Annotated in this window: 15 protein-coding genes and 1 tRNA gene; 11 read left to right on the top strand and 5 right to left on the bottom strand. The window is 68.0% G+C overall.

What is annotated here, in order from left to right; translation table 11 throughout:
- Positions 1 to 426: 426 nt before the first annotated feature.
- Both KOI47_RS09180 and KOI47_RS09175 read left to right on the top strand, forming a co-directional pair.
- Positions 427 to 1,626 carry an MFS transporter gene (locus tag KOI47_RS09180; protein ID WP_216215563.1) on the top strand — a complete coding sequence of 400 codons (1,200 nt, stop codon included), beginning with the start codon at positions 427 to 429 and terminating at the stop codon, positions 1,624 to 1,626.
- A 668-nt stretch (positions 1,627 to 2,294) separates the two neighbouring features.
- The gene (locus KOI47_RS09175) at positions 2,295 to 3,494 is read left to right on the top strand and encodes a GGDEF domain-containing protein (RefSeq protein WP_216215562.1); all 1,200 of its coding nucleotides are present in this window, start codon (positions 2,295 to 2,297) and stop codon (positions 3,492 to 3,494) included.
- A 2-nt stretch (positions 3,495 to 3,496) separates the two neighbouring features.
- Here KOI47_RS09175 and KOI47_RS09170 read toward each other — a convergent pair whose 3' ends face one another.
- Positions 3,497 to 7,006: a tetratricopeptide repeat protein gene (locus KOI47_RS09170; protein ID WP_216215561.1), complete on the bottom strand. Its 3,510-nt coding sequence runs from the start codon at positions 7,004 to 7,006 to the stop codon at positions 3,497 to 3,499.
- A gap of 956 nt (positions 7,007 to 7,962) precedes the next feature.
- Here KOI47_RS09170 and KOI47_RS09165 point away from each other — a divergent pair.
- From KOI47_RS09165 to KOI47_RS09155, 3 genes are all read left to right on the top strand, one after another.
- A complete protein-coding gene (locus tag KOI47_RS09165) occupies positions 7,963 to 10,152 on the top strand; it encodes a phospholipase A2 (protein WP_216215560.1) in 2,190 nt (729 codons plus the stop codon).
- 174 nt (positions 10,153 to 10,326) lie between these two features.
- Positions 10,327 to 12,147 carry an LCP family protein gene (locus KOI47_RS09160; RefSeq protein ID WP_216215559.1) on the top strand — a complete coding sequence of 607 codons (1,821 nt, stop codon included), beginning with the start codon at positions 10,327 to 10,329 and terminating at the stop codon, positions 12,145 to 12,147.
- Between the two features lie 189 nt (positions 12,148 to 12,336).
- Positions 12,337 to 12,807, top strand: coding sequence for a helix-turn-helix transcriptional regulator (locus KOI47_RS09155; protein WP_216215558.1), 471 nt, complete (start codon positions 12,337 to 12,339; stop codon positions 12,805 to 12,807).
- On the opposite strand, the gene KOI47_RS09150 is transcribed toward KOI47_RS09155, so the two are convergent.
- The gene (locus tag KOI47_RS09150) at positions 12,804 to 14,321 is read right to left on the bottom strand and encodes a flavin-containing monooxygenase (protein ID WP_216215557.1); all 1,518 of its coding nucleotides are present in this window, start codon (positions 14,319 to 14,321) and stop codon (positions 12,804 to 12,806) included. The two genes, KOI47_RS09155 and KOI47_RS09150, sit on opposite strands and share 4 nt — an antisense overlap.
- 124 nt (positions 14,322 to 14,445) lie before the next feature.
- Here KOI47_RS09150 and KOI47_RS09145 point away from each other — a divergent pair, with 124 nt between their 5' ends.
- Together KOI47_RS09145 and KOI47_RS09140 are read left to right on the top strand one after the other, a co-directional pair.
- The gene (locus KOI47_RS09145) at positions 14,446 to 15,024 is read left to right on the top strand and encodes a TetR/AcrR family transcriptional regulator (RefSeq protein ID WP_216217198.1); all 579 of its coding nucleotides are present in this window, start codon (positions 14,446 to 14,448) and stop codon (positions 15,022 to 15,024) included.
- A gap of 193 nt (positions 15,025 to 15,217) precedes the next feature.
- Positions 15,218 to 15,730 (top strand): hypothetical protein, encoded by a 513-nt coding sequence (locus KOI47_RS09140; RefSeq protein ID WP_216215556.1) that lies wholly within the window; start codon positions 15,218 to 15,220, stop codon positions 15,728 to 15,730.
- A 19-nt stretch (positions 15,731 to 15,749) separates the two neighbouring features.
- Here the strand turns inward: KOI47_RS09140 and KOI47_RS09135 are convergent, their stop codons facing one another.
- On the bottom strand, positions 15,750 to 15,971 hold the full coding sequence (locus KOI47_RS09135; RefSeq protein ID WP_216215555.1) for a DUF3618 domain-containing protein: 222 nt from the start codon (positions 15,969 to 15,971) through the stop codon (positions 15,750 to 15,752).
- A 130-nt stretch (positions 15,972 to 16,101) separates the two neighbouring features.
- Here KOI47_RS09135 and KOI47_RS09130 point away from each other — a divergent pair.
- From KOI47_RS09130 to KOI47_RS09120, 3 genes are all read left to right on the top strand, one after another.
- Positions 16,102 to 16,175, top strand: a tRNA-Leu gene (locus tag KOI47_RS09130).
- A gap of 83 nt (positions 16,176 to 16,258) precedes the next feature.
- Positions 16,259 to 17,509 (top strand): HNH endonuclease signature motif containing protein, encoded by a 1,251-nt coding sequence (locus tag KOI47_RS09125; RefSeq protein WP_216215554.1) that lies wholly within the window; start codon positions 16,259 to 16,261, stop codon positions 17,507 to 17,509.
- Between the two features lie 54 nt (positions 17,510 to 17,563).
- Entirely contained in the window at positions 17,564 to 18,379 is an 816-nt protein-coding gene (locus KOI47_RS09120; protein WP_216215553.1) for an LLM class flavin-dependent oxidoreductase, read from the top strand.
- Positions 18,380 to 18,392: 13 nt separating this feature from the next.
- Here the strand turns inward: KOI47_RS09120 and KOI47_RS09115 are convergent, their stop codons facing one another.
- Complete coding sequence (locus KOI47_RS09115) at positions 18,393 to 18,797, bottom strand: nuclear transport factor 2 family protein (protein WP_216215552.1); 405 nt, start codon at positions 18,795 to 18,797, stop codon at positions 18,393 to 18,395.
- 83 nt (positions 18,798 to 18,880) lie between these two features.
- The gene (locus KOI47_RS09110; RefSeq protein WP_232376634.1) at positions 18,881 to 19,873 is read right to left on the bottom strand and encodes a sigma-70 family RNA polymerase sigma factor; all 993 of its coding nucleotides are present in this window, start codon (positions 19,871 to 19,873) and stop codon (positions 18,881 to 18,883) included.
- A gap of 138 nt (positions 19,874 to 20,011) precedes the next feature.
- On the opposite strand from KOI47_RS09110, the gene KOI47_RS09105 reads away from it, so the two are divergent.
- Positions 20,012 to 21,346 (top strand): YjiH family protein, encoded by a 1,335-nt coding sequence (locus KOI47_RS09105; protein ID WP_216215551.1) that lies wholly within the window; start codon positions 20,012 to 20,014, stop codon positions 21,344 to 21,346.
- Positions 21,347 to 21,348: the final 2 nt, after the last annotated feature.

Raw genomic sequence — 21,348 nt, 5'->3', positions numbered from 1 at the left:
CGACACAGCCCTTTGATGCTGTAACTGGCTCTCCGCATAGTGTTGACCAACGCCGCCGTTCCATGCGTGGGGCAGCGACGAACGGCACCCGCAAAGCGCCGAACGAGTGACTGTTGATCGGTTCCGTGATAGTGCCCGGCAGGTCGCTCAGCCGAGCGGCCGCAAACCCGAGGGCCGACACGGGGAGTGTTCATTCAGACTTTCGGATGTGCCTAGGTGGTCGAGTTGGTCCCTCCTTTAGTCCGATTCGGTCGTGGTTTCCTGTTCGTCTCCGCGTAGCCAACGGCATACTTAAAGTTGTCATGGAGGTCGCACCCGTGAGAGCGGGACCACACTTCGTTGAAGGAGGACCGCCCTGCGGGAACGGCTTGCCTGCTGTCGAGGGGGACGGGTGATCGGACGGTGAGTGCCAACGTGACGTCGCGCGTGACAGCGCCGCTTGGCGACGTCGAGTTCAGGGCGTTGTGGGCTGCCGAGGCACAGTCGGTGATGGGGGACCAGCTGGCGAAGGTGGCACTCGCGCTCCTGGTGTACGGGCGCACCGGCTCGGCGCTATGGGCGGCTGGGGTGTACGCGCTGACCTTCCTGCCCGCACTCGCCGGAGGACTCGGTCTTGCGCAGCTCGCCGACCGCTACCCGCGCCGGTCCCTCCTGTCCGCCTGCACGTTCACCTCGGCAGGCCTGGTAGGCCTGATGGCCATCCCCGGCGTCCCGCTTGGGCTGCTGTGCGCGCTGGTGGTCGCGGTACAACTGGTACTCGCGCCGGCCAACGCCGCGCAGAACGCGCTGACCAGGGAGGTGTTCGCGGATGACGATCTCTTCCTGCGCAGCCAGGATCTCCGCGGCATTACGACCAACGTCATGATGCTGGTGGGGCTGGCCACCGGTGGTTTGCTGGTCTCCCTCATCGGCACGTCCTGGGCGCTACTGTTGAACGCACTGACCTTCCTGATCAGCGCATTCGTGGTACGGCGGTGGGTCCGGCACCGACCGGCCGCCGGCAGTCCGCACGAGCCCTGGTTCGGCACGATCCGCTGGGTGTTCGCCCAGCGCGGGCTCCGGGTGCTGCTCGGCTTGTCCTGGCTGGTCGGACTGGCCGTCGTACCCGAGGGGCTGGCGGCGCCACTCGCCGACCAGCTCGGCGCACCCGACCACGCGGTCGGGTGGCTGCTCGCGGCCGATCCGCTCGGCTTCGTCATCGGGGCCTACCTGCTGTCCAGGTTCGTCTCGGCCGAAACCCGGCGCAAACTGGTCGGTGCACTCGCGGCCTCCTCGGTCGCCGTCCTGATCGGCTTCGCCGCGCACCCGAGTCTACTCAGCGCGTTGGCGCTGCTGGCCATCGCCGGAGCGGCCGGTGCATACATCATCACGGTCAGTGCCACCTTCAGTACCTGGGTACCGAACAGCAAACGTGGCAGTGCCGGCGGCGTCTATCGCACCGGACTGCGAGTTGCACAGGGACTCGGCGTGGCGCTCGGCGGGGCACTCGCGGAATGGCTGGGGTCAACTGTCGACACCGTCGCACTCGTCGGTGTCATCGGCCTGGTAGTGGCGGTACCCGTCGCGGTGGCTTGGGCCGGGGTGCGGAAGAACGGCTCGCCCACCCCAGCGACTCACGCAACGTGACGGCTGACATGCGCAGGGCATGCCTCCGGCGACCGGCTGGGCCCTGTTCCGGGGGCCGCCGACGCAGGGCTCGGGTTGGCGCAAGAGCAGGCGTGTACGGCACGTATCCACGACGCTCCACGGAACCCCGTGCACCGCCATCACGTCCCACGAATGGACTCAGAAGTCACGGTCCGACATGTTTTTCACCTCCTGGGCACCAGAAAGACGAAGTATGTGACGCACTCGAAATATCAGAAGTCACGGTCCGCCAACGGAAACACCTCCGATCGACGTGCATGTTGATTGGGTAGTACCCCCAAGGTCACGGCCAGGGGTCAGCAGTACTCATGCGGTGAGATGATACCTGCCAGAGGATAGGAGCCCATTTCACTCCAAACTCAGTGTTGTTACCTGATCGTCGGTCGCGTCAGGCGAGAGGAGGTGTACCAGTGACAGCGTCATCACACGGGCAATCACGGCAGACAGTAGAACATGACCCAGAACGGCACCGGAAGACCGGGATTGGTGATCACCAGTCAACCGTGACTCCAGCCGCTCGAGCCGAGGACGAACATTCTGACACCGAGGGTGACGAATCACGGCCAGCCCGCATACGTCGTTCCTTCCACCCCCGGGCCTGGGCACTGTGGCAACGGCCGAAGAGGACGGTCGCCTTTCTGCTCGCCATGGAACTCGTGACGCTCGTCGGCTTGGCCGCCGCGATCGCGAACGCTCCGCCCCCGGACGTTACCGACTGGCTCCGATGCGCGATACTCGCCGGCGGAGCGACAATTCATATCCAGCTGACCCACCGCCAGGAAGAGCGGCGTCGAAATCGTACCCGCACGGTCCTCATCGACCTCACCGCGGTCTGGGTGTTCCCGGCCGCGATCATCCTGCCGGTCCCGCTGGCACTGCTCGTGGTCGGCCTGGTCAGGGTCCAGCGATGGTTCATCGCGCGCAGGCCAGCGCACAACTTCGTGTTCTCCTCGATCACTCACGGCGCGGCAGCAACCCTGGCGCACCTCACCTTCGGCGCACTCGGAGCTCCGGCGGGGAGCCCGATAATCGGCATCGAGGCGCTGTGGGAGTTCGGCGCGTTCGTCATCGCCGGACTTGTGTACGAGGCGGTCCAGGTCGCCTACATCGGCGGGATCCTCGCGCTCGGTGCTGCCGCTACCCCGACCGTGCGCAACGTGCTCGGCAGCAAGGCGGACAACCTGCTCGAAGCCGTAACCATCGGGCTGGGCGCGGTCACGGCGATCCTGTTGGTCACGGTCCCGCCGGCGGTCGGGATCATGGCCGTGGTGACGGTCGTGTTCAACCGCCTCGCGGAGATCGATCAGCTGCAGAACGACGTACGGACGGACTCCAAGACCGGTGTGTACAACATGCGGGGCTGGTCCGAACGGGCCGAGCGGGCGCTGGCCCGGGCTGGCCGGTCTGGCAACGATGTCGCCCTGCTCATGCTGGACCTCGATCACTTCAAGTGGATCAACGACACGTTCGGTCACCCCGCGGGCGACGACGTGCTGATCATGGTCGCGCAGGCACTCAGCGAGGTGACCCGGCCATCCGACGTGATCGGCCGGTTCGGTGGCGAGGAGTTTCTCTTGCTACTACCGGACACCGACAGCGACACGGCTATCGCCGCCGCGGAGCGCGTCCGGCAGACCATCGGCGAACTGAAGATCAACACCACGGACAAGCGGGGCAGTCAGACCGTCATTACCGGAAGGACCGCCTCGATCGGCGTCGCTGTCTATCCGAAGCACGCCGACACACTGGATTCGTTGCTGCACGCCGCCGATCGTGCCGTGTACGCGGCCAAGGAAGCAGGCCGCGACCAGGTGAGCCTCGCCTCGGCTGAGCGGAACGGTACCTGACACTAGTCGCACAACGTATCCAGCAACGCCTGGATATCGGCGGAATCGGCGGCGCCGACCGAGGTGCAGATGCTCAGCGCGTCCTGCCAACGACGTCGAGCTGTACCGAGGTTCCCCATGGCCTGCTCAATAAGTCCCGATACGAGCAACGACCGTGCCGCGGCAAGGCGCTGGCCACGTTCCAACGCGATGGTAAGTCCTTTATCGACGTATTCGGTGGCCCGTTCGAGATCACCAAGGTCCAGGTACGTGTGCGCGAGTTCGGCCAGCACGCTTCCTTCGAACAGCCTGATAGCCGTGCGGCGTATATTGGTGAGCGCCTCGTGGCCAGACGCGAGTGCTTCCTCCAGGAAACCTCCGCCACGGCACACGGACACGAGTCCGTGAAGTATGGAAATCTCGTTGTAGCGGTCGCCGAATTCCCGCGCGAGGCGAAGTGCCGTGCGGTAGTGACGAACGGCATCCGTATGCTGGCCGCGCCGCCGGTGCACCTTCGCAAGCACGTCGAGCCCGATGATCTCGTGTCGTCGCTCGCCCAACTCCCTGCCCTGCTGCATGCCATCGCGTGCCTGCGCTTCGGCCTCTGCGTACCGGCCGGCGTCGCAATTCGTCTCGGCAAGGCAAAGGATAGTGACCGCTTCCCCATGCCGATGTCCGGTCAGTTGAGTAATCTCCAGCGCCGACAGCAAGTACCCACGCGCCTCATCCAACCTGCCCCGCGCCCAGTTCGTCAGTCCGAGACTATGCAGCGATTGAGCTTCTACATCCTTCGCGTCGATGTCTCGCGCCAACCTCAGCGCTTCGTTGCCATAGTTCAGTGCCCGGTCCAGCTGTCCCAGCGAACGGGCGGACACCCCGAGATAGTTCAGCGCGCTAGCCTCACCGCGCGAGTTGCCAACCTCCCTGTTCAGGTTAAGTGCCTGCTCGTAAGTCTCAACGGCTCGCACCGGTTCACCCAAATATGAATAGCACCGGCCCATATCGAGTAACACAGAAGCTTCGGCTACATGGTCAGACCACTTCCGGTGAACGACAAGAGATTCTCGATATGAGGAAATTGCATTCTGGTAGTCGCTTAGATTTATACGCATTAACCCAAGGACTCCCAGGACCAAGGCTTCAGCCTTTTCGTCACGTAGCTCACGCGCCGCACCCAAGGCAGTATGACAGACACGCAGCCCGTCTGTGCAGTAACCTCGAATACGAAAGTAGTCACGCAAAACGTCGGCCATCCGCCACGAATAGGAGTGCGCACCATGAGTGGGCGCAACAATCGCCGCGGATACGATATTGAGCCGTTCCGAATCCAACCAGTCGACCGCCGTGGAGGCGGTGGGCAGACTTGCGGTATGCGGCGCGGCGAGTTCCCGTGCTATCGGCTCCCGAGGAACATACGGATACAGCACTCCGGTGGCCGCGCTTGCCGTGTGCAGGTAGAAGTCGAACAGCCGCTCGCGCGCAGCGCGCAGGTCGGCCGCGCTGTGCTCGTGTTCCGCGCGTTCGGCGGCGTACTCCCGGATCAGGTCATGGAACCGGTAGCGTCCGGAAACCCGCTCCTGCAACAGGCTGGCGTTCACCAGCGAGCGAAGTCCCTTGTGAACATCGTCAACGGTCCGTTCGGTCAGGGCCGCCGCTGCGTCCACAGTGAAGTCCGGGCCCGGCACCAGGCCGAGGAACCGGAACAACCGGCGGGTTTCCGCGGCAAGCCTGGAGTAGGAGAGGTCGAACGTACTCCGTACGGCGTCCCCGCTCTCCCCGTCGAGCGCCAGCCCGGACATCCGTCCTCGCTCGCGGAGTTCGGCGGTGTACGCGCCGATGGCCGCATACGGCATGGCGACGAGGTTGGCGCCGGCGATCCGCAGCGCGAGTGGCAGGTAGGCGCAGGTGCGGACGAGTTCCGCGACGCCGACCGGATCGGCCCCGGCCCGCCGCTCGCCGAGCATCCGGACCAGCAGCGCCTCCCCGTCGTCGGGTTCGAGAACGTCGAGCGTCAGGTGGCGGGCGCCCTCGTTGGCGACAAGGCCGGACAGCCGGTCCCTGCTGGTGACCAGGACCGCGCAGTTGGGGCTTCCCGGAAGCAACGGCCGCACCTGATCGGCGCCCACTGCATTGTCCAGCAACACCAGCACGCGGCGGTCGGCCAGCAGCGTGCGATACAGTCCCGCGGCTTCCTCCTCGTCCACGGGTACCCGCTCCGCCGGTACCCCGAGCGCACGCAGGAACTGCGTCAGCGCCTCCGCGGCCCCGACCGGCGTGGCCCGCGCGTAGCCGCGCAGGTCGACGTGCAGCTGCCCATCGGGAAAGTCCGCGCGGACCCGATGTGCCCAGTGCACGGCGAGTGCGGTCTTGCCGACCCCGGCGGCACCGGTGAGCACCGAGATCGCGGCCTCCGCTCCCTCGCGCCCCGCACCCGGCCGCAGGTGTGCGTCCAGCTGTCGCAGGTGTTCCTGCCTGCCGACGAAACCGGCGACGGCGGGCGGTAACTGCGCGGGCACCGGCGTGGCCTTCCTCGCCCGCGGCGCGGCCGCCGACGGTTCCGCGCGGACGATACGCAGGTGAGCGGACCGCATCTCGGCTCCGGGCCGCACGCCGAGTTCCTCGCCGAGCCTGCGCCGGACCTCGTCGAACAGGTGCAGCGCGGCCGCCTGCTGACCTGCCCCGGCCAAGGCGGCCATCAGCCGGGCGTGCAGTCCTTCGTGCAGCGGCTCCTCCTGCGCCAGCGGCCGCAACCGCTCCAGGACCGCCTCGTAGGCGGCTTCGCCCAACGCCAGGTCGGCGTAGGCCAGCGCCACCTCGAGCCGCCTTCCGGCTACGGCCACCGCGGCCGGATGCTGGCGCACCCCGGCGTGCAGATCGGCCAGCACCGGTGCCCGCCAGCAACGCAGGGCCCGGCCGAACAGGTCGCATGCCCTGCGCGGCTCGTGTTCGCCTACCTGCCGGGCCTTGGCCGCGAACTCGTCAAACCGCAGTAGATCCAGCTCCGCCGGACCCGCCGTGAGTGTGTACCCACCATGCGCGGAGGTGATCAGCTCTTCGGACGGCCCACGAACGCCCCGGAGGGCCTTGCGCAGCCCGGAGGCGTAAGTGTGCACCAGGTTCAGGCAACTCGCCGGCGGGTGCTCTCCCCAGAGCACGCCAATGGCCTCGTCATGCGTGACCATCGTGTTGGGCCGCAGGGCAAGCAGCCCGAACAGGCAGCGCTGCTTCATTGGACCGAGGGCGAGTGGCGTGCCCGCACTGGTCACCACGAGTGGCCCCAACACCTCGATCCGGAGTTGATCGGTACCGCCCATATCCGCGTCCGGGGACGTCTGCCCGTCTACCGTCAGCCCGACCGCCTCGGCGAGCCGCCGCACGGACTCCGGCCGGGGCCTGCCGATCCTCCCCTGCTCGATATAGCGGACAGCTCGCTCGCTGAGTCCGGTGCGCCTGGCGAGGTCGCGCTGGGTCAGTCCGGCACTGATGCGACCGGCACGCAGCTGCTCACCGAATGTGGCCGCGTCGTAACCCATGCCAACTGCCCCCGCCGAGTACCGCCGCGCCGTCGGCAGAATCTCCCCCAGCCGACCCCCGGGACGCGGTCACCGTTGTCCAAGGGACATGATTGCGACTACCCGGCAGCTCGTCACGCCATTTCACCCGGATGCCGCCCCGGCGCACCGGCGACTAGCGCTTGGGCCGCCAGCCCTGGTCATTCCGCCGCAGGAAGCCCGCGATCGCGACGGCACGGCCCGGACTCGGCTCGTCACCGGGTTCCTCCGCCGTATCGATCGACCGCTCGATATCCTGTTCCCTCTCGCTCGGCGTTGCAGTGTTCTTGATTCTTCGCCGACGCGGCGAAGAATCATTGAACCGTACCGTCATCCGAATCATCGCTCCCGCACAAGATAAGAAGAACAATGAATAAAAGTAGCGGCAGCCGGTTCAACTATCCTGAAGTCTCGAACACCCCGTGACGCCGGTTCAACCGTGGCGGTAGCAGGATCACGGCACGAGCGTAGCCGTGATCCTGCTACCCTTATCTGCCGGACCGGTGACCACCTGGGGGACATGGTCAATTATGCCGAACCGGCATGCCCGGCAGGCAACGACGCCAGGGCCAGCCGAAATTTCTCCCCCTCTCGAAAATTCGGCATCGGCCGGACATACCAACGTTACGGCCCGGGCAACGCAGTCGGACTGAAATTTTTCTTGAGTTCGCAGAAACGAGCCACCGGCACGCCACCCGCACCCGCGGTAACGCCTGACCTGCGGCAATCAGCCCCTCCGGACGGGATCGGGAGCAACCCGCTGGGCGGCACGACCGGCAAGAACGGCGACCGGGCGGCAACCTCCGGGGCACGCCGACCACGTACAGCGACAGCCACCCGATGGCTTGTAGCCTGTTCGGACCACATTCCGTCAAGATCGCGGATATCGGGGGATGGCCCGATGTTCACCCTCACCCGCCCCTGCCAGTCTGGATTGCATGATCACGCAGCAGCCGCATCCGCCACCGCGCGTGCGCCGTCCGCTGTGGACATCGGCATGGATGCTGCTGCTGGTGCTGGTCGTGCTCGGCTTCGGTTTCATGGCATCCCGCTCCACCGCCCCGCCACCGCAGGAGGAACTCGGGGCCGATGTGGCGGCCGCCCGGCACGCGGTCGACGCGCTGCTCACCCCGGGCTCCGGCGCGGACGCGCTCGGCAGGCTGCCCGCGGATTTCACCGCGGTGACCGGCGTCACACCAGCCAGGGAGCAGGCGCCGGACGGCACGGTGCGCGCCATCCACGTCGGTGGCGGCTGCTCGACCCCTTGGGGGGATGACAACACGCGCTGGGACTACGGCGCCTCCTGCCGGGCCCATGACCTCGGCTACGATCTGCTCCGCTATGCGGCCGCGAAGGGGCAACCACTCGGCCAGGATGCCAGGAAGGCACTGGACGACCGGTTGTCCGCGGACATGCACGCGATGTGCCGGATCAAGCCGGCGGGTTCGGCGGACCTGTGCCGCGCCGTCGCCTCGCTGTACTCGGCCGGACTGGTGGTCAACTCCTGGCACCAGCGCTGGGGCCCACCGGTCGGCGAGCCGATCGGGCCGATGCTCGCCGGGGTCGGCGCGATCGGGTTGCTGCTGACCTTCCGGTTGCGCTGGTGGCTACGCAGGCGGCATGCGGCCCGGTGGCAACCGCGGCACCGTCGTGGGGACGCGGCACCGTCGCGGAACGGCAGCCGATGGGGCCTGCTCGGGGTCGCGGCAGTGGTGACGCTCATGCTCGGCGAGGCCGGGATCGCGCTCGCCCGCTGGGCCGGTGCGCCTGGGGACTGGCTCTGGCCGGTGAGCTGGCTCACCCAGCTCGCCTTCGTGTTCTTCTTCGCGGGCGGGCACGCGGCCGCCGCAAGCTGGCGCGCCGTGCTGGAGGCCGGCGGCGGGTACCGGGAGTACCTGGCACACCGTGCGGGCAGGCTGCTCCGGCCCACGCTGATCTTCGCCGTGGTGGCCTTCGCGGTGCCGCTCGCACTGGAGCTGCTGGCCATCCCGCCCGGCACGAGCTCGGCGGTGATGCGGATCGCGCTGCATCCGCTGTGGCTGCTCGGGGTGTACCTGGTGACCATCGTGCTCGCCCCTGCGCTGCTGACACTGCACCGCAGGGCACCGTGGCTGGTCCTGCTCGCCTTGCTCGGCACGGTGCCGCTGCTGGATCTGGCAGCGCGGCGGACCGGCTCACCGCGGCTGGACGACCTGGCCGCCATCGGACTCGCCTTGTTCGCCCAGCAGCTCGCCTTCCTGCATCTGGACGGGCGCGCGCCACGCCGCCTGCTGGCCGGCCTCGGCGTGGTGGCCGCGGGCACGCTGGTGGTGGCCACCACGACCGGAACGTGGCAACCGCTCCTGCTGGGTGTGCCGGGAACGCCCCCGGCGCTGGCCGGACCGGCCATCCCCGCTCTCGTACTCGGGCTGGTCCAGCTCGGACTGCTGGCCCTGCTGGCCACCCCGCTCGCGGCGCTGGCGCGCCGGCCCGCACCCGCCGGGATGGCGGGGTTCGCCCTGCGCGCGCCGATGAGCCTGTATCTCGCTTTCCTCGCGGCCATGCTGGTCCTGGTCTCCGCGGTGCACCTGCCGGATCGGCTGCACGCCGGACTGGCCTGGCTCACCCAGCCGCGGTCGCTGATGGCGCTCGGCCTGCTCGCCGGGCCCGCGGCGCTGGTCTTCTGGTGGTTCGAGCGGCATGTCAGCGGGCCGCCGCTACCCGCGCTGGCGCCCCGGTTCCCGCACGACCGGCTGGGTGCCGTGCTCAGTAAGGCCGCGGCGGGCCTTGGCATCGGCTACGCGACGTTCGGGGTGTTCGGCTTCGCCCGCACCAGCTTCGCCGGTGACGCGGGCCGGGCGGATCTGCTCGGGCTTCCGGTGGACCCGATCCAGAGTCTCGTCCTGCTGTTACTTGGCGTGTGCATGCTGGACACCCTCCGCACCGGCACCAGCGCGTCACCGGGCACCTGGCTGGTGAGCACGCTGGCCTGCATCCCGCTACTACTGTCCGCAACCACCTCGGCCGCGGGTAGCTCGGTCGGGTTGGTCATCCACGGCGGAGCGGCCGCCTTCGCCGCCGTGGCCGCCGCCGCTACGCTGCTGGTTCCGCGGCTGACCGGGCGCGAGCCGGGAATGACCCGGCACTGACCGGCATCTACCGAAAGTAACCACGTCGCCCACAGTGGGGTGCCCTCGCCCACATCCGCGAGCCGGTGTGCGACGCTACGGCAACCTGATCATGCCGACCGACGTCCAACCGTGAGGATCTGGGGACCGGCACGAATTCGTCGTCTTCATCGTCGGAGGAAGGGAGCTGCTGGCGTGGAGTATCCGCCACGGGACGGAGGCGGGAACCGGCGTCCCGCGCGGCCCTGGCAGGAGCAAACCGGCAGCGAACGGCAACCAGGGAGGCCGGCACAGCCGCCGCAGGGCGGCGCCCGCCCGCGTCCGCAGGCCCGTGGGGCGGCACCCCGGCGTGGGGCGGCCCCACCACCCGGGCGGCAGCAACCGCCCCGGCCGCCGAACCGGCGTCCGGCCGAGAGCTCGGCCAAGGGTCCGGCGAAGGACAGGCCGGGGCCACCGCCACGCAAGCAACCGCAACCCCGGGGCAGGCGTGGTGCCGGCCGCGGGCCCAAGATCGCGCTGTCCCTGGTGTCCCTGCTGGTCATGAGCGTCACCGGTTACGGCTGGGCCGCCATGCAGGGCCTCGTCGACGGACTGACCTTCGCCGACGTGATCGAGTCCAACGACACCGGGGAGCTGCCTGCCGACGGCGCCAGGGACATCCTGCTGGTCGGGATGGACAGCCGCACCGACGCGCAGGGCAACCCGCTGCCGGAGGAGATGCTGGCCAAGTTGAACGCCGGCGTGGCCGATGGTGAGTTGAACACCGACACGCTGATCTTCGTGCACATCCCGAACGACGGCAGCAAGGCCGTAGCGCTGTCGCTGCCGCGGGACTCCTACGTCGACATCCCCGGCGGGCACGGCAAGCACAAGATCAACTCCGCCTACGCCCGCGGGAAGCTGGAAGCCAGGGAGGAACTCCAGGAGGAAGGTGTCAGCGACCCCAAGCAACTGGAGGTCCGCAGCAATCAGGCGGGTGCCAAGACGTTGATCAAGACGGTGGAGGGGCTTACCGGCGCCACCATCGACAACTACGCCTCGATCAATCTGCTCGGCTTCTACGAGATCACCCAGGCCATCGGCGGGGTGGACGTCTGCCTCAAGCAGGACACCAGGGACCCCTACTCCGGCGCCCGGTTCGAGAAGGGGAAGACCACGGTCGAGGGCCTGGAGGCGCTGGCCTTCGTCCGGCAGCGGCACGGGCTGCCGCGCGGCGACCTGGACCGGGTGGTGCGCCAGCAGGTGTTCATGGCCGGCCTGGCAAGGAAGATCCTGTCCGCGGGCACGCTGGCCGATCCGGGCAAGCTCAGCGACCTCACCGACGCGATCAAGAAGTCGGTGGTGTTGAACAAGGGCTGGGACATCCTCGGGTTCGCCCAGCGGATGAAAGGGCTGACCGGGGGCCAGATCGAGTTCCGGACCATCCCGGTGGTGAACATCGAGTACGAGACCCCCAGCGACGGCACCGCGGTGCAGGTCGATCCGAGGGAGGTCCGCGCCTTCGTGCAGAACCTCGCCGGTGGCGAGGAGAAGAAGCAGGACACCGGGGTGCCGAACTCCGCGATCACCGTCGATGTGTTCAACGGCTCCGGCACCACCGCACTGGCCGCGGGGGTCTCCCAGACGCTGTCCGGGAAGGGCTTCACCGCGGGCCAGACGGGCAATGCCGAAGCCCGCCATGGCACCGTGGTGCGGGTCCCGGAAGGCGAGCAGGCCATGGGCGACCAGGTGGCCGGGGCGCTGGACAACAGCGGCGGCCCGATCGAGGTCCAGGAGGACCCGTCGATCGCGGCCGGACACGCCACCATCCTGCTCGGCACCGACTACCCCGACTCGGCAGCGGCGGACGGCTCGGGATCGGCGGACGACTCGGGATCGGACTCGGCACCGTCCGGAACTGGTCAGACACCCTCTGGCTCCGGACAACAGGCCGCGGACCAGCAGCAGCCCACCGGGGCGGAGCGGGCCAAGGAAGAAGCCCCCATCACCGCCGACGGCGTCGTCTGCGTGAACTGATCTCTGCCTTTCGGACTCCACCGCGCTACTCCGTTCGGAGTAGTTTCTGATCTCGGGCCAATAAGTCGGGCAAACCGCGTAATGAACCCGCCCCTGCCGACTTTCATTCACATGAACCAGGCTCGCATTCAACCGGTGGAGCTACCGCGGGAGTGCGATACAACACGCGGTACAGGCAGGGGACGACGAGTGCGGATAGACGGGGAGGCATATCAGCGCGCGCTCGGCGAGGAGCTGCGCAAGCTCCGCAAGCGGCGCGGATGGACCCGCAAGGAGCTGAAGGAGCGTCTGCAGAGCGAGATATCCCTGCAGACGCTGGCGACCTACGAGCTGGGCACGCGGCAGTGTTCAGTGGTTCGGCTGATCGAGCTGTGCGTGGCGATGGACGAGCCACCACAGGATCTGATCGGCAGGGTGCACCGGCGGATGTTCACCGACGAGCCGGGGAGGGTGCGCGTGCACCTGCCCACCCTGGTGGCGAACGCCGCGCCCGAGCTGCTGCCGATGCGCCGGTGGGCCGAGGACCGGCTACGGCAGAGCGTGGGCACGGTCGCGGAGGTGCAGCTCGACCGGGCCGCGATCAGCTGGATGGCCGAGCTCTGCGGGTTGGAGCCGGGCGACCTGGCCGCCCGGCTGCACAACCTCGCCGAGTACAGCTAAGCAGGCACTCGCTCGGCCGCTGCCTGCCCGTTGGCGGTGCTGGTGCGGCCGACCAGCTCGAAGTCCCCGGCCTTGAGCTTGCGGGTCTGCATCCAGTAGCGCCAGGTGAAGCCGGGCCACACGGTCCGGTTCACGCCCATGGCGTCCAGGTACCAGCTCGTGCAGCCGCCCTGGGTCCACACGCCCTTGTGCAGCTTCTGCTGGATCTCGGTGTTGAACCGCTCCTGCGCCTCCTGCCGCACGTCCACGGCCGCCGCCCCGGATTGCTCCACCATCCGGATGGCGTCGGCGACATAGCGAATCTGGGACTCGATCATGAACACCACCGAGTTGTGCCCGAGCCCGGTGTTCGGGCCGAGCAGGAAGAAGAGGTTGGGGAACCCGGCGACGTTGATCCCCATGTAGGTCTGCATACCGTGGTCGGCCCACTCCTTGGCGAGCTGCCTGCCGCCGACCCCGGTGACGTCCAGCTCGTCGAAGGCATCCGTGACGTGGAAGCCGGTGCCAAAGATGATCGCGTCCACCTGGTGCTCGGTACCGGTCGAGTCGATCACGCCGTGCTCGGTGACCTCGCGGATCCCCTCGGTGTTCACCTCGACGTTGTCCCTGGTCAGCGAGGGGTAGTAGTCATTGGAGATCAGCACCCGCTTGCAGCCCATGGTGTAGTCCGGGGTGAGCTTGCGGCGCAGGTCGCGGTCCTTGACGTGCTTGTCGATGTTCCGCTTGGCCAGCTTCTCCCCCAGCTTCATCAGCCCGGGGTGGCCGTTGAAGCCCACCGCGCGGACCTCGAGCATCCAGTACAGGGCGTTGCGGTACAGCCGCTGGACACCGGGCACGCGGTTGAACAGCGTCCTGGCCCAGCGCGGCATGGCGTGGTCGGGCTTGGGCATGATCCACGGCGGCGTGCGCTGGAACAGGGTGAGCCGCTCGACGTCCTTGGCGATCTGCGGCACGAACTGGACCGCGCTGGCGCCGGTGCCGACCACCGCGACCTTCTTGCCACGCAGGTCATAGTCGTGGTCCCACTCGGCGGAGTGGAAGGACCTGCCCTCGAATCGCTCGATCCCCGGCAGCTTCGGGATCTGCGGGATGTGCAGGGCACCGACGCCGGAGACCAGGAACCGGCCGAAGAAGGTGTCACCGTTCGCGCTGGTGACCTGCCAGCGGTGCTGCTCGGAGTCCCAGTGCGCGCCGGTCATCTCCTGGCCGAACCGGATGAAGCGGTACAGGTCGTACTTGCGCGCCACCCTGCGCATGTAGTCCCAGATCTCCTGCTGCGGGGAGAAGGACCGGGACCAGTCCGGGTTCTGCTCGAAGGAGAAGGAGTACATATGCGACTGAATGTCACAGGCGCAGCCGGGATACGTGTTGTCCCGCCAGGTCCCGCCGACGTCCTGTGCCTTCTCCAGGATCACGAAGTCCTCGCGGCCCTCCTTGCGGAGCTGGATCGCCATGCCGAGCCCGGAGAAACCCGTGCCGACAATGATCACACCAGCTTCGGTGCGGTTGCCCATCTACCCGTCCTCCATGCCGTTTCCTGTTACCCGAAGTCCATCTTACTGGTAGTAGGTTACTTCCGGTAGGGTGGATGTCGTGGCAGTCACCCCGGAAAGCGAGGCCCGGCCGAAGCGCAAGCGCATGCCAAGGGCCGAGCGCGAGCGTCAGATGATCGAGACGGCGGAGGCCGTGTTCGCCGAGTTCGGCTACGCGACGGCGTCGATGGACGAGATCGCGGAGCGGGTCGGGGTGTCCAAGCCGATGCTCTACGAGTACTTCCACTCCAAGGAGGGGTTGCTGCTCGCCTGCATCCGGCAGTCCCGGGCGGAGCTACGCAACGTGACCGAGCGTGCGGTCACCGGGGCGGCCAACGCGGAGGAGGCGATCCGCAGGGGACTGCACGCCTACTTCGTGTTCATTCGCGAACATCGGCAGGCGTGGTCGCTGCTGCGCCAGGAGATGACCCTGCTCGGTACCTCGGCCGCGGACGAGATCGAGGCGACCCGGCAGCAGCAGACCGACCTCATCGCGGCGCTGATGAGCGGGTATTTCACCAGCTCACCGCGGTTGCAGGTGGAGGCGTCCGCGGAGTTCGTCGTGGGCGCCTGCGAGCGCATGGCCAACTGGTGCGAGCGGCACGAGGAGGTCACTCCCGAGCTGGCGACCGACTACGCCATGGACATGGTGTGGAACGGGCTGCGCTACCGCGCAGGCAACTGAGCGCGACGGCTTTGCCATACGGAGAGTAACGCGCGACACATTGCTGTATTGCTACATCAATCTGTGCGATACAGAGGTCAGCGACGCCGTCAAGCGGCTACATCCGATCGGGTTGTTCGCGTCTTGGCGTCATGTGACCACGGTTACGTGGTCCAAGACTGTGGACAGGCCGAAAGTGAGAGGGGTGAGACGGATGGCAGAAGCGATCACGGCGACCTATGTGCGCGAAGACAAGGACTGGTCGATCACGGTCTCCGGCCTCGGCAAGGAACTGACCGCGCGGGCACCCGGCATCATCGCGGCCCGGGACCGGGCGGACCAGCTGGTCGAGGAGCTCGGCCCGGACGGCAAGGGCACCACGGTCGTGCACCTGCTCGACGGGAGCGCGCTGGAGTTCACCACGGCGTACATGACCGCCCGGCTGGCAAGGACGCCCGCCGAGCAGGAGGCCGAGGAGCCGCAGCAGGATGCGGCCGAAACCACGGAAACCGAGGACGACGCGACTCCGGAGTCCCAGGACGACGCGAAGGAATCCCAGGATTCACAGGACTCGCAGGACGAGGAGCAGGACCAGCCGGAGCTGCCGCAGCAGCTCAATGCCGAAGGCCAGCAGGCCACCTCGGGCAAGCCCACGGTCCCGACCAAGGAGCTGACCAAGGACCCACAGCAGAACGCGGAGAAGGACGCCCAGCCGGCGAGCCGCTGAGCAGGTCCGAGTCCGGTCGTCAGCGCAGGAGCTTGCGCACCAGCAACAGGCCGACGAGCACACCCGCCCCGATCAGCGGGTACTTGACCTTGGGCTCCTCGAGCTTGGCCAGCGCCGTGGTCTTGGCGTTGTCCGCGAGCCGCTTCGGGTTCGCCTTGGTACCGAGCTCGTCAAGCGTGGAGGCCAGCGCCTCCCGCGCCTGCTCGATGTCGCGCTCGATGGTGTCCGGGTCGCGGGCCAAGGTGTCCTCCCGTGCTCTCGTGCGCCAAGCCTGCCTTCGCAGGGGGTCAACGGTAGAACACGGCCTGATCGGACCCGACATCGGCCAGGCCGACGATGTAGTCACGTGCAACAGCTAAGCTTTCTGCGGAGGGCCCGTAGCCCAATTGGCAGAGGCACATGGTTTAGGTCCATGCCAGTGTGAGTTCGAGTCTCACCGGGCCCACAAGTCGCGCCGCGAGCGCTCACCCTGACTAGTCACCCGATCGTGTATCGAACACATGAGCGATTACGCGGTACTGTGGGGTTGTGACCAGGACTTTCGGCATCGACACCTCCCGCATGAGCGAGGAGGAACTCCTGACCGCGCTGGGCGAACTCGAACAGCAGCGGCGAGCTGACTATGCGCGGGAGCTGGCGGCCCTGGCCGAGTTGGACGGGCGCGGCACCGCGAACAGCAAGGGGTATCGCGACCTGCCGACGTTGACGCGAGAAATGCTGCGGGTCAACGCCTACGACGCCCGCCAGCGGGTGGCGCATGCGCGGGCGGTGGTGCGGCGCTACGGCCCGGGTGGCATACCTTTGGAGCCGGACCTGCCCGAGGTCGGCGCCGCCGCGGCCGAAGGAGCCATCGGGCCGGAACACATCGAGACCATCCGCGCCACCATCACCCGCTTCCCCCAGCCGGTCAGCCTGCCCGACCGGGAACACGCCGAAGCGCTGCTGACCAAGGCGGCGCGGGAGTACGAACCCCACACCGTCACCACCCTGGGCCGGGAGATCCTGGCCCGCCTGGACCAGGACGGGAATCCACCGAGCGAGGAGGAACTGGCGCGGCCGGAACGGCACCTGGACTGGCGGGAGACCCGGGGTGGGCGGTTACGCGGCACCTTCGATTTGGACGCCGAAACCGCGGCGGTACTGACCGGGCTGATCGAACCCCGGGCGAAACCCTCCGGCACGAAAGAGGAGCCGGATCGCCGGAGCAAGTTCCAGCGCCAGGGGGACGCGTTCGCCGACGTGCTGCGCGTGGCGGCCGGGTGCCCGGAGGAAGGACCCACCGAGGCGGGCGAACCCTTCACCGTCATGGTGACCATCACCCTCGACGACCTCAAGCACGGCACCGGATACGGGCTCCTGCACGGGCAGGAGTCCTACTCCGCCGCCCAAATCCGGCGCATGGCCTGCGACTCCTACCTCGTGCCCGCGGTGCTGGGCGGCAAAGGCGAGATCCTCGACATCGGACAACGCACCCGCACCGTACCCCTGGCCATCCGCAGGGCTTTGATTTTGCGGGACCGCGGATGCACCTTCCCCGGCTGCCGCAGAAAACCCAAACAATGCCAGGCCCACCACGTCATCCCCTGGGCCCTCGGAGGACCCACCGCCCTGCACAACCTCACCCTGCTGTGCTGGTACCACCACAACCTCATCCACCACACCGACTGGTCGATGCGCATACGCAACGGGTTGCCAGAGTTCATCCCACCCGCGTTCCTGGACCCCGAGCGAAGACCCAGACGCAACCTCCTCCACCGCCAAGGAAAGGAGGGCGCATGAACACCTCGACCCGCTGCGTAGCACGGAATAAGACCGCCGCGTCCCGTGTTTGTCATGGCCATGGCGATCGATATCGGCGTCATCGTGCCCACATCCACGCCCGACCCAGCCGAACCGATCCTGGGCGATGTGCGGGAGAGCGCTCGGTTCGCCGAGGAACTGGGACTCGACTCGATCTGGTCCACCGACCATGTGCTGGCGAGTGCCCCGATCCTGGACAGCACCGTGGTCCTGTCCACGGCTGCCGCGGTGACGGATCGGATCACGGTGGGCTTCAACGTGATGCTGCTGGCCCTGCGGCCGGTCGCCTGGGCCGCGAAACAGGTGAGCACCCTGCAGTACGTCTCGGGCGATCGGCTGGTGCTGGGGGTCGGCACGGGCAACCCAGCGCATGGCGACCTGGGGTGGCGCGCGGCGGGTATGTCCTACCAGGATCGAGGTCAGCGCACCGATGCTGCCCTGGAGGTGCTGCCGAGCCTGGTCACCGGCAAGCAGACCACGCTGGAGGACGGCGTGAAAGTCACGCTGGCCCCGGGTGCGGCCATGCCTCCCGTGGTGGTGGCTGGCAATGGACGGGCGGCGCGCCGCCGGGCCTCCCGGTACGGCGACGGCTGGGTCTCGCTCGGGCTACCGCCCGAGGAGATCGCAGCTGGCCTCGCGGAGATCGGCAGCATCGCAGCCGGGCAAGCCCGCCCGGCGATCAAAGCGACCGTGGTGGCACCCGAGGTCGATCCCAGCCCCCAACGCACCGTCGAGCGGCTGGCGGCCTACGAAGCGGCCGGGGCCGAGCGCGTGATCTTCGCCCCGACCGGGACGGACTGGCGGCGCGACTACGAGTTCGCCGCGCGGGTCCGCGCCGCCTACCGCTGATCCGGCCGGGGCGCTAGTTCTCGATGGCCAGCGGGAAGGAGTGGTGCTCGTGTGCCACGACCCATCGGTCCCGCTCCTTGCGCAGGCCCAGCGTGAGCCGCAGCCGGTTGTCCGGGTTCTCGGCGAGGTCCTGTGGGGTTGCGCAGCGCAGCAGGGCGTGCGCGAACGCCACGTCCGTACCCGCCGTGACCTCCAGCGAGACGATCTCGAACACGGCTCCCTGCGCCTGCCACCGGAAGAACGGCGGCCAGCTGTCGCGGTAGGCGTCGATACCGCGCACGCCCGCCTGGGGCGGCGGGACGTCGAACATCACGATGTCCTCGGCGTGGTCCGCCATTACACCGTCCATATCGCCAGCGTGCACGGCCGCGGCCCACTGCTCGACCAGGGTCCGGATCCGCTGCTCATCGTCGGTCATCGCTCGGCTTCCTTTCGCGGTTCGGATTGCTGTCACCGGTACAACCCGCGGAAGCCGCCGAACTCATCGCCCGCCGGGAGAACTCAGTCCAGGATCCGTTCCGGAAGGCCGAACGGGCCGAACTCGGCGGTGAGGAAGGAGACGACCTCGGCGATCCGCGTTCCCCGCAGCACCAGCAGGTCCAGGCCGCCGGGCACAAACGCGGAAATGTCCTCGTCCCACCGGTACGTCCCGAAGGCGATTTGCCCGTTGGCCCGGGCCGTCCGGAACCGCCACCGCATGGTCAGCGGCTTCGCCAACAGGAACGCCCTGATGTCCGCCCGGCCCTCGTACCATTCGGGCAGCGGCGGCATGGAGTACCTGGCGTCCTCGGTCAGCAGCGCCACGATGCCATCCACATCGTCGAGTTCCCATGCGCTCGCGTACCGCGCGGCCAGGTCCCCGACGCCCTCCTCGCCCACCGCGCTCAGGACCTCCCGCTGGCTGTGTCCCGGACCGCGCTCGCCAACGGTCCGGCGGGCCCGCTGCAACGCGCTGTTGACCGCGGCGACCGTGATCTCCAGCAGCCCCGCCGTTTCGGCCGCGGGGAAGCCGAGCACCTCCCGCAGCACGAGCACGGCCCGCTGGCGGGGCGGCAGATGCTGTAGCGCGGCGACGAACGCCAGCTCGACGGCCTCCAGGGAGAGGTAACGGGCCTCGGGATCGGCGTCCGGCCGCCCCAGCCTGTCGTCCGGGTACGGCTCGAGCCATACCGACTCGGTCGGCGGGGCGGCGCCCGGACCGAAGTCCGTCGGCAGTTCCCTGCGGCCGCGCCGTTCGATCAGGGTCAGGCACCTGTTCGTCGCGATCTTGTACAGCCAGGGCCGCACCGAACCCCCGTCCTCGAACCCGGCCAGCCCGCGCCACGCGCGGATCAGGGTCTCCTGCAGCACGTCGTCCGCGTCGTGCACCGAGCCGAACATCCGGTAACAGTGTGCGTGCAACTCGGCGCGGAACGGATCGACCAGCCGCCCGAAGGAGTCCGCGTCTCCCGCCCGCGCAGCCTCCAGCAACGCCCGCATCCGGCTCGCCTGCATCGGCCCACTCCCCCACGATCTCGATCAGCCAACCGTACCGGCCTGCTGTCTGGGATTTGGGACAACTTGGGCGTTGGTCGCGTTTTTCCGCAGGTAGGTCTCGTGCAAGGCTGTGCCGATCGAACGGAGGTGACAGCCATGGCGACCGAACGACAGGGCGGCGAGCCCACTACCCACGAGGCGGGCACCGGCGTGCCGATGTGGAAGTTCTTCGTCTACAGCCTGCTCGGCATCCTCGTGTTCTTCGTGCCGATACCGGTGAACGGGGAAAGCTCCATCATCCTGGACCACCTGGTGACCGCACTGGAGACGGCCATCCCGGGGGTGCTGCCGTACCTGGCGCTGGCCGTGATCCTCGCCGGAGCGGTCCATCCCTTCGTCTCCGGGACCTGGAACCGCTCCCCCGTCTCCGTGGTGTTCTCGATCGCCAAGGTCGTGGGCCTGATCGTGGGCTTCATGCTGGTGTTCGAACTCGGCCCGGCCTGGCTGTTCGCCGCGGACATGGGACCGTTCCTGCTGCACAAGCTGGTCATCCCGGTCGGGCTGCTGGTGCCGATCGGCGCCGTGTTCCTCGCCCTGCTGGTGGGTTACGGCCTGCTCGAGTTCATCGGCGTGCTGCTCCAGCCCGTGATGCGGCCGGTATGGCGGACCCCCGGCCGCTCCGCGATCGACGCCGTGGCCTCCTTCGTCGGCAGCTACTCGCTCGGGCTGCTGATCACCAACCGGGTGTACAAGGAGGGCAAGTACTCCGGCAAGGAGGCCGCGATCATCGCGACCGGCTTCTCCACGGTGTCCGCGACGTTCATGGTGGTCGTAGCGAGCACGCTCGACCTGATGGGCAGCTGGAACACCTACTTCTGGACCACGCTGGTGATCACGTTCCTGGTCACCGCGGTCACGGTCCGGATCTGGCCGCTGGCCAAGGTGACCGACAGCTACGTAGCCGGCACGGTGCCGCAGCCCGAACAGGGCCACCGCGGCCGGCGGGTCGCGCGCGCGTGGAGCGAGGCAAGGGACACCGTCGCGACGGCCCCGTCCCTCGGCCGCAACATCGCCACCAACCTCAAGGCCGGGCTGCTGATGACGATGGCGATCCTGCCGTCGATCCTGTCGATCGGCCTGCTCGGCCTGGTGCTGGCGACCTACACCCCGGTATTCGACTGGCTCGGCTACGCCTTCTATCCCGTTGCCTGGATCATGCAGGCGCCGGAGCCGCTGCTGGTCGCGAAAGCCTCGGCGGTCGGGGTGGCCGAGATGTTCCTGCCCGCACTGCTGGTGGTGGAATCCGCGGCCGCGGTGAAATTCATCGTGGCCGTCGTCTCCGTTTCCCAGATCATCTTCTTCTCGGCCCTGGTGCCCTGCGTGGTCGCGACGGACATCCCGATCTCGGTGCCCCGGATGATCGTGATCTGGTTCCAGCGCGTGGTGCTCACCCTGATTCTGGTGACGCCGATGGCACTTCTGCTGTACTGACC

This window comes from Amycolatopsis aidingensis (assembly GCF_018885265.1).
Classification (GTDB): Bacteria; Actinomycetota; Actinomycetes; order Mycobacteriales; family Pseudonocardiaceae; genus Amycolatopsis; species Amycolatopsis aidingensis.
Note: the sequence above shows the minus strand (reverse complement) of the source record. Positions and strands in the feature narration are given on the sequence as shown.

Coding starts and splice junctions, on each gene's coding strand:
- KOI47_RS09115 (WP_216215552.1), bottom strand. CDS start 18,797: ATGACCGACGATGAGCAGCGGATCCGGACCCTGGTCGAGCAGTGGGCC.
- KOI47_RS09170 (WP_216215561.1), bottom strand. CDS start 7,006: ATGGGTTACGACGCGGCCACATTCGGTGAGCAGCTGCGTGCCGGTCGC.
- KOI47_RS09175 (WP_216215562.1), top strand. CDS start 2,295: ATGGAACTCGTGACGCTCGTCGGCTTGGCCGCCGCGATCGCGAACGCT.
- KOI47_RS09140 (WP_216215556.1), top strand. CDS start 15,218: ATGGCAGAAGCGATCACGGCGACCTATGTGCGCGAAGACAAGGACTGG.
- KOI47_RS09110 (WP_232376634.1), bottom strand. CDS start 19,873: ATGCAGGCGAGCCGGATGCGGGCGTTGCTGGAGGCTGCGCGGGCGGGA.
- KOI47_RS09105 (WP_216215551.1), top strand. CDS start 20,012: ATGGCGACCGAACGACAGGGCGGCGAGCCCACTACCCACGAGGCGGGC.
- KOI47_RS09145 (WP_216217198.1), top strand. CDS start 14,446: ATGCCAAGGGCCGAGCGCGAGCGTCAGATGATCGAGACGGCGGAGGCC.
- KOI47_RS09165 (WP_216215560.1), top strand. CDS start 7,963: ATGATCACGCAGCAGCCGCATCCGCCACCGCGCGTGCGCCGTCCGCTG.
- KOI47_RS09150 (WP_216215557.1), bottom strand. CDS start 14,321: ATGGGCAACCGCACCGAAGCTGGTGTGATCATTGTCGGCACGGGTTTC.
- KOI47_RS09120 (WP_216215553.1), top strand. CDS start 17,564: ATGGCCATGGCGATCGATATCGGCGTCATCGTGCCCACATCCACGCCC.